This is a genomic window from Marinomonas sp. NPDC078689 (assembly GCF_044542435.1).
Lineage (GTDB): Bacteria > Pseudomonadota > Gammaproteobacteria > Pseudomonadales > Marinomonadaceae > Marinomonas > Marinomonas arenicola.
The window spans coordinates 548,480-562,430 of sequence record NZ_JBITUJ010000002.1 but is presented as its reverse complement, the minus strand read 5'-3'; the positions used below and the strand labels follow the sequence as shown (position 1 = coordinate 562,430).

The 13,951-nt window shown below is 43.8% G+C and carries 14 protein-coding genes and 2 riboswitches; of the genes, 12 read left to right on the top strand and 2 right to left on the bottom strand.

What is annotated here, in order from left to right:
- Positions 1 to 505 precede the first annotated feature (505 nt).
- The 3 genes from ACIGBN_RS05690 (at position 506) to ACIGBN_RS05680 (ending at position 2,624) form a co-directional block, all read left to right on the top strand.
- Positions 506 to 640: a YHYH domain-containing protein gene (locus tag ACIGBN_RS05690; RefSeq protein WP_396664158.1), complete on the top strand. Its 135-nt coding sequence runs from the start codon at positions 506 to 508 to the stop codon at positions 638 to 640.
- Positions 641 to 642: 2 nt separating this feature from the next.
- A complete protein-coding gene (locus ACIGBN_RS05685) occupies positions 643 to 1,215 on the top strand; it encodes a hypothetical protein (protein WP_396664156.1) in 573 nt (190 codons plus the stop codon).
- A gap of 572 nt (positions 1,216 to 1,787) precedes the next feature.
- A riboswitch (glycine riboswitch) is annotated at positions 1,788 to 1,879 on the top strand.
- Positions 1,880 to 1,986: riboswitch (glycine riboswitch) on the top strand.
- Between the two features lie 23 nt (positions 1,987 to 2,009).
- Positions 2,010 to 2,624 carry a trimeric intracellular cation channel family protein gene (locus ACIGBN_RS05680; RefSeq protein WP_396664154.1) on the top strand — a complete coding sequence of 205 codons (615 nt, stop codon included), beginning with the start codon at positions 2,010 to 2,012 and terminating at the stop codon, positions 2,622 to 2,624.
- Between the two features lie 207 nt (positions 2,625 to 2,831).
- On the opposite strand, the gene focA is transcribed toward ACIGBN_RS05680, so the two are convergent.
- On the bottom strand, positions 2,832 to 3,740 hold the full coding sequence (gene focA, locus ACIGBN_RS05675) for a formate transporter FocA (RefSeq protein ID WP_396664152.1): 909 nt from the start codon (positions 3,738 to 3,740) through the stop codon (positions 2,832 to 2,834).
- 467 nt (positions 3,741 to 4,207) lie between these two features.
- On the opposite strand from focA, the gene ACIGBN_RS05670 reads away from it, so the two are divergent.
- From ACIGBN_RS05670 to nrtS, 5 genes are all read left to right on the top strand, one after another.
- On the top strand, positions 4,208 to 4,735 hold the full coding sequence (locus ACIGBN_RS05670; RefSeq protein WP_133002874.1) for an NUDIX hydrolase: 528 nt from the start codon (positions 4,208 to 4,210) through the stop codon (positions 4,733 to 4,735).
- Between the two features lie 153 nt (positions 4,736 to 4,888).
- Complete coding sequence (locus ACIGBN_RS05665; protein WP_396664150.1) at positions 4,889 to 5,860, top strand: transposase; 972 nt, start codon at positions 4,889 to 4,891, stop codon at positions 5,858 to 5,860.
- 239 nt (positions 5,861 to 6,099) lie between these two features.
- Positions 6,100 to 6,513 carry a TlpA family protein disulfide reductase gene (locus ACIGBN_RS05660; protein WP_396664148.1) on the top strand — a complete coding sequence of 138 codons (414 nt, stop codon included), beginning with the start codon at positions 6,100 to 6,102 and terminating at the stop codon, positions 6,511 to 6,513.
- Positions 6,514 to 6,657: 144 nt separating this feature from the next.
- A complete protein-coding gene (locus ACIGBN_RS05655; protein WP_396664146.1) occupies positions 6,658 to 7,074 on the top strand; it encodes a VOC family protein in 417 nt (138 codons plus the stop codon).
- 85 nt (positions 7,075 to 7,159) lie between these two features.
- The gene (gene nrtS, locus ACIGBN_RS05650; RefSeq protein ID WP_165942975.1) at positions 7,160 to 7,399 is read left to right on the top strand and encodes a nitrate/nitrite transporter NrtS; all 240 of its coding nucleotides are present in this window, start codon (positions 7,160 to 7,162) and stop codon (positions 7,397 to 7,399) included.
- Positions 7,400 to 7,598: 199 nt separating this feature from the next.
- Here nrtS and gloA read toward each other — a convergent pair whose 3' ends face one another.
- A complete protein-coding gene (gene gloA, locus ACIGBN_RS05645) occupies positions 7,599 to 8,126 on the bottom strand; it encodes a lactoylglutathione lyase (protein WP_133002878.1) in 528 nt (175 codons plus the stop codon).
- Positions 8,127 to 8,547: 421 nt separating this feature from the next.
- Between gloA and yccS the strand changes: the two genes are divergently transcribed.
- The 4 genes from yccS to ACIGBN_RS05625 all read left to right on the top strand — a co-directional run bounded on the left by yccS (position 8,548) and on the right by ACIGBN_RS05625 (position 13,938).
- Positions 8,548 to 10,758 carry a YccS family putative transporter gene (gene yccS, locus ACIGBN_RS05640; protein ID WP_396664143.1) on the top strand — a complete coding sequence of 737 codons (2,211 nt, stop codon included), beginning with the start codon at positions 8,548 to 8,550 and terminating at the stop codon, positions 10,756 to 10,758.
- A 386-nt stretch (positions 10,759 to 11,144) separates the two neighbouring features.
- Positions 11,145 to 12,152, top strand: coding sequence for a 3-dehydro-L-gulonate 2-dehydrogenase (yiaK, locus tag ACIGBN_RS05635; protein ID WP_396664141.1), 1,008 nt, complete (start codon positions 11,145 to 11,147; stop codon positions 12,150 to 12,152).
- A 26-nt stretch (positions 12,153 to 12,178) separates the two neighbouring features.
- On the top strand, positions 12,179 to 12,661 hold the full coding sequence (locus ACIGBN_RS05630; protein ID WP_396664139.1) for a TRAP transporter small permease: 483 nt from the start codon (positions 12,179 to 12,181) through the stop codon (positions 12,659 to 12,661).
- Positions 12,658 to 13,938: a TRAP transporter large permease subunit gene (locus ACIGBN_RS05625; RefSeq protein WP_341564138.1), complete on the top strand. Its 1,281-nt coding sequence runs from the start codon at positions 12,658 to 12,660 to the stop codon at positions 13,936 to 13,938. Before ACIGBN_RS05630 ends, ACIGBN_RS05625 begins: the two co-directional genes overlap by 4 nt.
- Positions 13,939 to 13,951 lie beyond the last annotated feature (13 nt).

Sequence of the window (13,951 nt, the reverse complement as noted above, 5' to 3'; positions counted from 1 at the left end):
TCTTTCTCTATGCACTCGAAGTAAACCAGAGTCACAAACCAAAAAATGATAAAGCAGTCTGGTAATCTCAATCGACTCGAGTTACATTTTGTAAATAAAGGAATGTAAGCAAAGTAACTAACGGATGGTTCACACTCAAAAACACCTCTCATTTGTTACCTCGCAAACATCAAACGAACAACACGTACGCTCGTTTAGTCCAAATAAACTAAATAGTAGTACCATTGAATTCTGGAAGGAATGGAAAGGTGATGTAACTGCTGGCCGGTTAAATAGTGAAATAGACAACTGGAGAAAGCAAAGTATTCAATAATTATCGCGTAACTAGGTAGCGCTAGCAATCACATAAAGCAGACCTACACTGCGTCGTTTGTTTTGTGGCTTAACGCTTCGCTTATCACAAACGAAACAACTACGTTTCGGCAGCTTATGTGAGGCGTTAGGTAATTCTACGTATAACGCAATTATGGTAGTAAGGTATTCTAATTTTTTACGGTGTTGAATAATGAAAGCGTTATTATTGTCGATTAGCTTAATTGTTTTCTCTACATCAGTTATTAGTCACTCAGGTGGGACTGATAGCCGTGGTTGCCATACAAATCATAAAACTAGTGAGTATCACTGTCACAAGAGAAAATAGTTATGAAAAAAATCACTCTATTACTGATTGTTGCGCTATCCGCTTGCAGTAGTCCAAATGTTGTTCGAAACTCAATTGTAAATGACTTTCGTGGTATCGCGTTTGGTAGCTCCCTTTCTTCAGATATGCAATATGAATCTACATATGCAGAGGGTTACGACAGGATTAAGAGTTATACGAAACACAATGAAGAGCTTGCTTTCGGTCATATTGAGGTTCAAAAAATAATATACTCATACTTTGACGGAAAGCTATACAGTGTTGATATCACAGTTGGTGAAGATGCTCGTTGTTTAAATGCTAAGTCACTGGCTGATGGTTTGAGTGAAAAATATGGTTCTCAACTCGAACAAATCATTCCTAATGCAGAGTTAAATAATAAGTTTTATCTGAGGAAGTTTAGAAATTTGCATATAAGTGTTATGTGCAACACTGTTTTTTCCAAAAAAGGTATGGCTGAAACATATGTGAGTATTTCAGAACCACGATTATATGAAGTTGCTAAGCAATATGGAGATAGTGTCTTAAATGATATTTCAAGTAGGTCTAGTAGTAAAATTTCTAATGATTTCTAGCACTGACCTAACAAAAGGTTTAAGAGAGGTTCGCAACGCTTGGAGTTTTCGCTTTGCTCAAGTATAGCTAAGCGTCGATCACACTTTAATGCGGTGTTATATTACTAAATTTCCATAAAGTAACAAAGGTCATGATTATATGAATATATATCAGTATACAGACTTAAATGCAGTGAAAAACATTTTAAAGACTGGAAGGTTGTGGGCAACTCATTATAAGTATTTAAATGATTATTCTGAATTTTTGAAGAAATTAACGTGCCACCCACCCTTATAACCCAGTCATAGCGGGCTTTTTGGACTAAGGGGAGCTTTTAAAATGCTACATAACTATCGACTAACGAATGCGTTACGTTTAAAAGGGTTTGACCTCGACGGTTGGCAATCTGGCTTATAAAAACGATATCAACCAGCACCAATTAAAATCCCCCCACTGTCTATAATTCAGACACTATGAGTTTATGTCTCGCTACTCTTTGTAGTCGGCTAACCCCTTGCCACACATAGATTTTATCTTTTTGAGAAGCACCTTCTAGAATCTGTTTCATTTCCCATGGCAATTGTCTACAATGCGCGCCCCCGCAGGAGAGAGTCAGCTTTAGAGGCTGGCCGCCGAAGGCGCAAACTCCCATAAACGCTCAGGCTAAAGTACTGCGGATTAAGTATATTGCCATCTGGAGAGAGGTTACATTTAGTAGCCCGCCGAAGGAGCAAGCCAGCGGTCAGGTCTGTCTGGTTAAACTCTCAGGAACAAGGGACAGGGGGAGAGGCACAGATTTACACAGGAGTTCTGTGTGCTTACGATTGTTTATCTTATTGCCATTACCGCAGAAGCGATGTCTGGTGCTTTAGCCGCTGGTCGTCGTAATATGGATATGTTTGGTGTGGCTTTGATCGCCTTTATTACGGCGTTAGGCGGCGGCACGGTACGTGATATTCTTCTTGGAAACTTCCCCGTTAATTGGACTCAACATCCTTCTTATATCTATCTAACGATTACGGCTGGTCTTTCGACCATGCTTCTTGCGCGCTTTATGCATCGCTTGCAGAAGTTGTTCCTTCTGTTAGATGCCATGGGGTTGATCGCCTTTACCATCATTGGTTGTAACGTTGCTCAGCAATTGGATTATAGCCTGCCAGTGGTCATTATGGCGGGTATTATCACTGGTGTGTTTGGCGGTATTTTACGGGATATTCTTTGTGACCAGACACCGCAGGTGCTGCAACATGAGTTGTATGCCAGCGTGTCTTTGATGGTCGCTGTGCTCTATTTAGTGTTGCAGCATTATGGTGTGAATGAAGACATTACGCTGCTCGTATCCTTCAGTAGCGGTCTGATTATGCGTCTAGCTGCTATTCGTTGGAACTGGTCGTTGCCGGTGTTTTATTACGCACCAGAGCGCTGGTAGAGTCTGCAAGTTCAAATGCTTATTAAAGTGCCACCCACCTTTATAACCCAGTCATAGCAAGGCTTCGATTTCTATTTGAGAGTAGAGGAGGCGCTAAAGTATACGTTTTAGTTAGCTTGCTGCGCGATGAGGAGGGTCTTTAAAAGGCTGTTAAATTGAGTAACTTCCAACAACGGTTGGTCCGCTATTGGAAGTTACTGCAATGGACTATCTATTCTGTGCGGTCACCGTTTGATCTAGAGTTTTCTCATTTGTTTTTTTACGATCAATGCTCCAGTAGCCAAGGCCAACGAGAACGCCACCACCAAAAATATTACCAAGAGTTACTGGAATAAGGTTATGGACAATAAAATTATAAAAAGTTAAATGATCAAAATCTGAAACAAGGTGCCCATGAGCGACATAGAAAGCGGGGTCACTAACGGCTTTGATAGCAAGCCCAAGAGGAACCATAAACATATTGGCGATACTGTGTTCAAAGCCACTGCTGACAAACATGGCGACAGGTAAAATAACCAGCAGCGATTTACCAATACTGTCTTTGCTTGTGAAGGTCATCCATGTTGCTAAGCAGACGAGGAAGTTACATAAGATACCCAGGGCAAATGCTTGTGACCAATCATACTCAAGTTTACCTTGAGCGATTATCATGGCGTGGATGCCCCATTCTCCGCCATCAAGCAAATACATTTTTGCGGCCATCACAAGTGCAAGTAAAATCATCGCACCCACTAAGTTTCCTAAGTAAACACGGCCCCAACATTTTAGTAATTGAGTGGTATTAAAGCGGCCTTGCGCCCATCCTACCGTACTCAACACTGTGCTTGTGAACAGCTCGCCGCCACAAACGATAACCAGAATTAAGCCAAGACTAAATGCAATGCCACCGACAAGGCGAATGATTCCCCATGGAGCGCCGCCACTGCCAGTGGTTACAGAGAGATAGAATACAAATGCAATAGAAATGAACATTCCTGCATAGATTGCTAATGAGAAAGATTTAGCGAAAGAACTTTGGACTTTTTCATACCCAAATTCTTCAGCCTTGCTTACGATTCCTTGTTCTTGTTCGATTTTTTGTTTTGAATGGATTAAATTTATATCCGCATCGCTCATAGCTTTTTCATGATGTATCACGCCTACCTTACTGCTTAATTGGGCGCTCATTTTAGTGTAAAGGCATGTCTTTAAATAGATTACTCACGTGTTGAAACTCAGCAATAATAAGGCTTTTTTCTCCTTACTTGATGTGCTTTTCAAACCGCTTCTTATAGTCTGTATGTTATTTGATCTAATGTTTTTGACAGAACGAATTAAAGAGCGAACTAAAGTGCCACCCACCGTTAAAAGTCAGTGATAGCAAGGCTTCTTCTATGGCGAACTAAAGTGCCACCCACCGTTAAAAGTCAGTGATAGCAAGGCTTCTTCTATGGCGAACTAAAGTGCCACCCACCTTTAAAAGCCAGTGATAGCAAGGCTTTTTCTATGGCATGCTGCTGACATACTCCTTCTGACGTTTGATTGGCTATCACCTAACCGCTATCATCCTGCTCCTCTTTTCAATAACCACAGTGCTTCTATTTATGCGTTTGTTAAAATCGACTGTTCATCCTAGTATCGAGTCACTTGATCGACCTTCATTTTTACGTCTTGCAGCGCGTGGCATTATCTTAAAAGGAGAGAAAATTTTAATGCTGTATACACAGCGTTACGACGATTACACGTTACCGGGTGGGGGAATCGATCAAGGAGAAAATCAGAGCCAAGGATTGATCCGCGAGTTGGCGGAAGAGACAGGGGCACAAAATATTCGTAATGTCGAAGCGTTCGGCTTGTATGAAGAGTATCGCCCATGGAACAGAGGTGGCTTTGAGATCATGCATATGAAATCTTATTGTTATACCTGCGACATAGATGAGCAATTAGGCGAAACAAGCCTTGAAGATTATGAAGTTAAAAATGGCATGAAAGCCGTGTGGATCAATGTTCACGATGCGATTAAGCATAATCTAGACACTATTAAGAATAGTGATAAAAAAGGCATGTCGATTGAGCGAGAAACCTTTTTGTTAACACTGATTAGAGATGAATTACTAACAGAGCCAGCTTAACTGCTTTAGTTCTACTTTAGTGTGCTGCTACTTTAAGTGTGCCATCCACCTTTCAAACCCTTATGTAATAAGGCCTTCCTGAAATAATGCATTTTTTTGGAATCAAACTATACTGTATATAATTACAGTATAGTTTCGAGCAAGAGTCACATTATGCCTAGATCCAGAAGCCAGCAAATTAGTATTGATGACACTCCATATTATCACTGCATCTCACGTTGTGTGCGTAGGGCATTTTTATGCGGTGAAGATGAGTTAACGGGGAACAGCTACGAGCACCGACGTGGCTGGATTGAAAAACGTTTGTTGTTTCTGGCCAGTGTGTTTGGCATTGATGTTTGCTCTTATGCCGTGATGAGTAATCACCTCCATGTGGTGTTGCACATCAATCAAGAGGAGGCAAAAAACTGGTCAACGTTAGAGGTGCTAAGGCGTTGGCATAAACTCCATAAGGGAACACTTTTCACTCAACAATACCTAAAGGGAGAAGCTCTGCATGATTTCGCTTTGACCTTAGTTGAGGCATCTGCGGACACTTTCAGGCATCGACTAATGGATATTAGTTGGTTTATGAAAGAGCTAAATGAGCCGATTGCACGACAAGCAAATGCCGAAGACGCTTGTACAGGAAGGTTTTGGGAAGGGCGCTTTAAGTCTCAAGCATTGCTGGACGAAGCCGCATTAATTGCTTGTATGGCGTATGTCGATTTGAATCCGATACGAGCTAAAATGAGCGATACGCCAGAGGATTCAGATTTCACGAGCATAAAAAAACGCATCAACTCCGCAAAAGAAAATCATCAACCTAAAACCTTGTTTCCCTTTGTTGGTCATCCACGAAACGACATACCAGATGGTCTTCCTTTCCTATTACAAGATTACCTAGCGCTGGTTGATATAACAGGACGAATTATTCGAGAAGGTAAAAAGTGCGCGATTGATGCCTCGCTTTTGCCGATACTTCAACGGCTTAATATCTCTTCTGATAACTGGCTTTGTATTGCGACACAGTTTGGTGAAAAAACAGGCGGCGTGGTGGGCAAAGAAACGGCCGTCGCCCATTATTGTGAGTCCAATCAACGACAGCGAAAACCAAGCCTACAAAGTTGTCATCTGCTTCGCTAATTTACTCTCTAATCTGAATAAAACGCCACTGAATACGCTTTAGGGCTTTGCCTTGTCTTGGGCATGCTTTTCAGGCATGACACCCGTTTTCTAGCTTGTAAATGAAGAGAAAAACCCACTTAAGCAACTCTGAAAAGGGTATACCCCTTATTTTCTTGTTATGATCAATTGTAGTTTTAGTATGTGTGTCCTAGTTAGATATAAGTGTGTGTCCTAGTTAGGGGTTGATTGAGGTAGGTATGGGAATAGAGCTTAATTCTAATGGCAGTACACAGGTTGTTAGCACTCTTCAGTTTGTAGAGCCTGTTGAGGTTCATCGTCGCATGGCGGCGGGTGATACTTTTGTTGTGAATGTCGTAGCGGCCTGGTGCCCAGACTGTACAGAGAGACAAAAGCCGTATATTGAGGGCTTTGGGCAGGCAATGAAGCATCATGGCGTGGATGTGCTTCAAGTGACTGTGCAATTACAAAAAGGCGATTTCATCAGCGCGGAACATGAACAAATGACGGCGCAATTTGGAGGTCCAGGTTACCCAAGAACGGTGTTGATTCGGCATGGGAATCTGGTTGATTACAATAATGTTGAGGTCATCACAGAAGACGCGTTGTCGGCCTTGGCGACAAAGTTAATGCAAATAATAACAACGTCTTAAGCGCCTCATAACAAGTCGTCTCTACTAGTAAAAGGCACTGGACAGTGTCGTTAGTTTGAAACAACAATAAAGCAAGGTTGAGCTTGTAGCCCACTAAAAACAAGGGCTTTGCTGACGAAGCAATTTTTTACGCTAGGCAAAAAGATGAAGCAAAATATTGTGCATATCGCACTTGTCGTCAAAGACTATGACGAGGCGATAGATTTTTATGTGAATAAGTTAAATTTTGACCTTATCGAAGATACCTATCAAGCGGAGCAGGATAAGCGTTGGGTGGTGGTGGCTCCACCAAATTCACATGGCGTCACCCTGCTATTGGCTAAGGCGTCTAATTCGAGACAAGAAGAGTTTATTGGTAATCAAGCGGGTGGTCGTGTGTTTATCTTTTTAAACACTGATGACTTTTGGCGTGACTACGAGCGTATGAAATCGATAGGCATCCATTTTATCAGAGGGCCTCAAGAGCAAGATTACGGAACTGTCGCTGTCTTCGAAGACTTGTATGGGAACCTCTGGGACTTGCTTCAGCTAAACCCTGATCACCCTATGGCGACAAGGTGAGTCGTCCATGTTGGTGAGCGACTTTTATATTGCACCTTTTTCATTTCGAGTTAGCTAATGCTCAATAATCAAGGCTAGAAATATTATGAATCCCCCTGAAGCGAATAAACATTTTTTCGTTATTGCTCGTTCTCGTGTTGTCGTGGTCAGTGCCGTTAAAGTGGCCTTGTTTGTTGGTACCATGCTGGCTTTGATAAACCATGGTGACAAAATAATGGCCTTATCTCTTTCGGCTCATGACTGGTTTAAAGTCGGCTTAACCTATTTAGTGCCTTATGGTGTGTCGACTTGGTCTGCGGTGAAAGCGATAAAAAGTAGAGCATAGAATAAAGAAGAAATTTCGCACAAGCCTCTTTATTGCTGGGTTGTTAGCATGGGTGTCCAAGTAAGTTTCTTAGCATGGGTGTCCTAGTAAGTTTCGTGAAAGCGATCGAAAGCAGAGCGTGACGCAAAGTGAGCGGTTTGTTTGCAGTGCCAAAACGCTCACTCCTTAGCTGTATGTCCAACCCCGTTAATCGGTTTTGTTATTGTGAAAGAATGATCTCTGTGATGCCCTCAGCAGACAATATTTCAATCCAGTAGCCGTCTGGGTCTTTGATGAAGGCGAGGTTTTTCATTGAGCCTTCGTCTGGTTTTTTTACGAACTCCACTTGGTATTTTTCAAATCGCTCGCAAGCTGCGTGTACGTCTGGGACGCTAATGCCTATGTGCCCAAAGCCACGCGGGTCTTCATTACCATTGTGGTAGCCTGGGAAGTTGTCGTCGTTTTCACTGCCCCAGTTATGGGTCAATTCGATAAGTGCTGGGCGACGAAATACCCATTCTGTTTGCGTTTTCTCATCGCCTTCAGGGATCTCCTGTTCGTAGCCTAAAAAGTAAAGGGTGAATTTCATCCCAGGAAAATCGTATTTACCTAAAAGCTTCATGCCGAGTACGTTTTGATAAAAATCTAAGGAGGCTTTTGGGTCTTTAATGCGCAACATGGTTTGTTGCATAACATAGCCTGCGGTGGCTTGAGCAATTTTCTCTGGTGTTTCGTGGTGATTAGCCATTGAATGATCCTTAATGAAGCATGATAAAACAGAACAATCTACGTACCAGGCAAGCTCTTTCCAATAGGGTGAGCAGGGTGGCAGTTTGTAGACTATTCTCCATGATTCAATACAGGCTGAAAAGTGTGTCTGGGCGAGTTATCTCGTTGATCGAATATTTTCACTGTGTCTGCCGTCGAACATGATAACGACAGACATTGAGCAGAGCTCTACACAGCCTCAGTCTTGCCTTTATAAAGCGTGTTTTAGGGAAGAATATGGAGGCGAAATAGTGATAAAAAGTGCTTTTTAATCATGCTATTAGGAAGTAACTTGCAGATAGGCTTTGCTCACTTGTAGTTACTCTAATGGCCGTTTAAAATCGATCTTTATCCTCATGCTCCCTTTATTGCTGTCGTCGACCAGGAGACGCAATTTTATTATGCTGTCCTTTAAACATTCCCTGCAATCGTTACGTAAATTGAGTGGTACCAGTACGAGCCAATTGTCTTATGGCGTAAGGGTGTTTGTGGCCTTGTGTGGCGCTATGGCGGTGAGTTGGAGTATTGACCGCATTGATATGGTTATCCCGCTTTTTTTAGGGGTAATTGCGAGCGCGTTAGCGGAGACTGAAGATGGCTGGCAAGGTCGGGTTCGAACGCTTTCTATCACTCTGATTTTGTTCATCATTACTGCCTTTGGGGTGCGTTTATTAATGCCTTACCCTTGGGCATTTGGCGCGTCTATTGCCGTTGTGGCGTTTTCCTTATCCATGGGGGGAGCGCTAGGACGACGCTATGGTTTGATCTCACAAGCGACCTTGATTTTGGCGGTTTACACCATGATAGGTCTTAACCAAGCCACCCATGAAGTGCCGGTTTGGTACGAGCCAGTATTATTGACATTAGGGGCTTTGTGGTACGGTATTTTGTCGGTGATTTGGGCGGCTTTGTTTGCCCATGTGACTCTGCGCCAAGCGTTGACCTCCCTGTATATTGAGGTCGGGCTTTATTTAAAACTTAAGTCTAAGTTTTTTCCATTACCAACGCGCGGTGCCGTGGACTCTTTACGACTCGATTTAGCTCAGCAGCATGGTCAGGTTGTGGTCGCGTTAAATCGCGTGCGAGAGATTTTGGTGAGTCGCATTGACAGTGACCCAACCAATCCTAGATTAGGGCGTTATATCCGCTTTTATTTTATTGCCCAAGGTATCCACGAACGAGCCAGTTCCTCTCACTATAATTATTCCGATTTGGCAGAAACCTTTTTCCACAGTGATATTTTATTTCGGCTTCAGCGTCAGTTGTCTGAAGCAGGGACCAGCTGTCGAAAAATAGGCGAAGCGATTCGTGGTGGTCATGCGATTGATTTACGCGACAGCGAAGAAACGGTGGCCGGCGTACTGAGATCGATGGATTACTTAGAACGCGAAGCGGAACCAACCCAGTGGCGTCTTTTCCGTCCGCTGCGTCAATTAACCGACAATATCATCGCCTTACAACAGGAGTTAGACAAAGCGCGTCAATTAGAAGACGTGTCCTTGTCCGATGCCTCCTTGCAAATACCCCAACCGCGAACCACGTTTCGCTCTATTTTTGACCAAATCGTGGACCAGTTGACCCCAAAGTCTCAGGTGTTTCGACATGCTGTGCGCATGTCGTTAGCGCTTACCGCAGGCTATGCCATTATCCAAAATTTGAACCTCTCGGTAGGTTATTGGGTCATGTTGACGACCTTGTTTGTGTGCTTGCCTACCTTTGGTTCGACTCGAAAACGGCTCTACGAGCGTATCGCAGGGACAGTGATAGGGCTGGTGGCGGCTTGGTCCTTAATTACTTTGTTCCCAGTGGAAATCATTCAATTAGCGATTGCGGTCGTGGCTGGTGTGGTGTTTTTCTTAACGCGAACCAATCGTTATATGTTGGCGACGGCGGCCATCACGCTAATGGTCGTGTGCTGCTTTAATCAGGTATCTGATGGGTATGATGTGATTTGGCCACGATTGATCGATACCTTAATTGGCAGTGTTATTTCATGGCTTGCGGTGTTTTTCATTTTACCGGATTGGGCGTATCGCCAACTGCCAATAACCTTTGCTGAAGGCTTACGCCGTAGTGCGGATTACTTACGAGAGTTGATGCGCTTTTATCAAGAAGACAACGTCAGTGAGCAGGTCTATCGCCACAGCCGTCGACGCGCTTATAACGCCGATGCCTTGCTAACCTCGACCTTAGTTAATATGCAGCAAGAACCGGGTCACTTTCGCCGTGATACCGAGCTTTGGCAGCGTTTGGTGATACGCAGTCATACCCTATTTAATTACATAGCCGCGTTTAGCGCTCATCGCGGCACGTTAATCGAACAGTCAAGTAATCAGTTATTAGCAGATGCGGGAAATTACATAGTGGGGAGTTTACACGAAGTGGCAGAATGCCTTGAGCAAAGACAGTTGGTAAATGACAGTAGTGTTGAATTTGAGCGTTTGAGAAAAAGCCTCGCAGACACGCCTGCCGACGAAGATGAGCGACATTATTTTGTACAGTCTCAATTGCACTCTTTGTTAGGGCAATTAGAAGAGATTCGGCGCTTAACCCATGAACTACAAGTTCAGGTTCATGGTAGTGATATTAAGGCGCTGTCTAAGACACGTTAATAACGACAAGGTTAAGAGAGTCACGTAAGCCAGCCAGTGCGCTGGCTTTTTTTTATGCCTAAAATAAATGAGAACTGAGTTTTTTAGAAAGGACAGTTATGAGTGGCTTTTGCTGTGTAACCTTGAGCCTTTTATTTTTGAGAAAAATTGGCGCGATTATTTCCCTCCTTTAGCATCGAGTGTGTGCGCTCTAACTTATTGCCCTTCTTAATGTTTTTATTTAAATGACCAGAATTATCGGATTTTAAGGCGCTTTTTAGGCGGTATTTTACGCGTTTATTTTTTGAAATTTGAAGAAACAGACTTCCCATTAAATTCATACGATGACATTATATGGAATAACAACAATAACAAATTCCGTAATACGGAAAAATATGAGGTTTACTATGCCAATCATATCTGTAGCAAAGCTTACTGATACCTATAAAACGATTTTGCTGTCTAGAGGCATGGAGCAAGACAACGCGACGCGTCTTGCTGAAGGTTTTGTAGAAATGGCCAACGAAGGGATTTACTCCCATGGCATTAACCGTTTTCCGGTATTTATTTCGCAAGTAGACAAAGGCCAGATCAAATTAAATGAAACCCCTAAATGCGTGAACAGTATGGGCGCATTAGAGCAGTGGGATTGTCATTTTGGTCCTGGTGTCTTGAATGGTTTGATTTGTTCAGATCGAGCGATGGAACTGGCCCGTCAATATGGCATCGGCATGGTGGGAATGCGCAATTCCAACCACTGGATGCGCGGCGGTTCTTATGTACTTCGCATGGCGCGAGAAGGTTTTGCAGGCATTGCTGCCACTAACTCGACCGCTGTTATGCCAGCCTGGGGTGGTAAAGATCACCGTTTAGGCACCAACCCTCTTATCATGGCAATCGCTGGTGATCCACCGGTTCTCGTTGATTGCTCTATGTCTCAATTCTCTTATGGTCAGCTGCAAAACTACGTTCTAGCGGACAAAGAACTGCCTGTTGTGGGTGGCTACGACAACAACGGTGAGCTGACCAAAGACCCGCATGTGTTATGGGAAAACAAACGTATTTTGCCGATGGGCTTTTGGAAAGGTTCTTCTATGTCTTTGGTGTTGGACATGATGTTGACCGCTATTACCGGCGGCCATTCTGTGCCTGCGTTAACAGAAGACATGGGCGGTGAATTTGGTGTGTCTCAATTCCTGATCGCAATCGACCTAAGTAAAACCATTGAAGCCTCAAAATTCTCCGAAGAAATGAAACGTATTCGGGATTATGTGTTGGCCTCAGAGCCTGCTGAAACAGGCACGGTTCAAGTGGCTGGTAGCAGTATTGAAAAATTCTTAGAGAAACATGAGCGTGCTGGTGGCATTGAAATTCATGATTCGATTTGGCAACAAATAGAGTCACTATTGAATTGATATAACTGTTCTCAGAGGTTGTCATCATGAAAAAAACAATAAAGTGGATGTGGCAAGGCATAGACGTATTTATCACCGTTGTATTGGCGGCGATGATCGTATTGGTGTTTACCAATGTTGTTTTACGCTACGGTTTTTCGTCCGGCATTCGCTCATCCGTCGAGCTTTCTAGACTGTGTCTAGTATGGATTGTTTTGCTAGGGGCTGCGGTGGTGTTACGCCGTGGCGAGCATCTTGCTATTGCTGAATTTTCAGAACGTTTCTTCCCTAGCGCCGTTCCCATTCTGAATCGCCTCATCTGGGTGGTTATTCTTGTCTCTTCTGGCATGTTATTTGTGGGGGCGATGAACCAAACCATTGCCAATTGGAGCAATATTTCTCCACTCACAGGGTTACCTACGGCCTTGTTTGCTTTGGCAGGCGTTGTCTCTGGTTTGTTAATTGTGATGATTTCGTTGGTTCGAATATTCGACCCTAGTTGGCTGACGGATATGGAGGATCAAGAATGACATTAACGATCTTTTTAGTGGTATTAATGGGCTCGATTTTATTGGGTCTGCCGGTTTCGTTTGCGTTGTTGCTGTCCTCAATGGCACTGATGTTCCACATGGACTTGTTCAGCGCAGACATCTTGTCGAACGCTCTGATCAATGGCGTAGACAGCTTTACCTTGTTGGCGATTCCTTTCTTTTTAGTCGCTGGCGAAGTGATGTCGGTGGGTGGTTTGTCGATGCGCATTGTGCGTCTTGCCAACGCCTTCGTTGGGCACCGTAAAGGTGGCCTTGGTTATGTGGCGATCCTGACCTCGATCCTGTTGGCGGGTTTGTCTGGGTCGGCGGTGGCCGATGCGGCCGCCTTGGTGAGTATTCTCTATCCGATGATGCGTGACGCCAAATACCCAGAAGGCTCTTCGATTGGTTTGTTGGCGTCTGGTGGCATTATCGCACCGGTTATTCCACCGTCTATTCCGCTTATTTTGATCGGTGTGGCTGGCGGTATTTCCATTAAAAATCTCTTTATCGGCGGTATCGTTCCTGGTCTTATCATGGGCTTAACCTTGTTGTTTTTATGGTATTTCTTAGTACGAAAAGAACAACTACCAGTCGAGAAAAAAGCCTCTTCAAAAGAGCGCATGGCCGCACTGAAAGACGGTATTTGGGCACTTTTCCTGCCTTTTATCATTCTGGGTGGTATTCGTTTCGGGATTTTCACACCAACAGAAGCGGCGGTGGTTGCTGCTGTGTACGCCATCTTGGTGTCGGTGTTTATTTACCGCGAATTAACCTTCCGTAAATTGTATTTGGTATTAGGCCGTGCCGGTCGTTCTACCGCCATGGTGATGTTCCTAGTGGGTTGCGCCATGGTCGCCGCCTGGTTGATTACGGTGGCGCAATTGCCTCAACAACTTGCCGAGCTGCTCGAACCCTTGGTGGATAGCCCTCGTTTATTGATGGCGGTAATCATGCTGTTGGTCTTCTTAGTCGGCATGGTGATGGACTTAAGTCCGACCATTTTGATCTTAGTGCCTCTGCTTATGCCAGTGGTAAAAATGGCGGGGATCGACCCTGTGTACTTTGGTTTGATGTTTGTTATCAACACCTCAATTGGCTTGATCACACCGCCAGTGGGCAATGTGTTGAATGTGGTTTGCGGGGTCTCTCGAGTCCCTATGTCTGCGGCTATAAAAGGCATCATGCCCTTTATTGGCGCCTATGTTTTGCTACTAATACTCTTCATAGTATTTCCTAGCATTATCACTGTTCCGATGAAATTAATAATTGGTTAAACCCTCAAGGAGA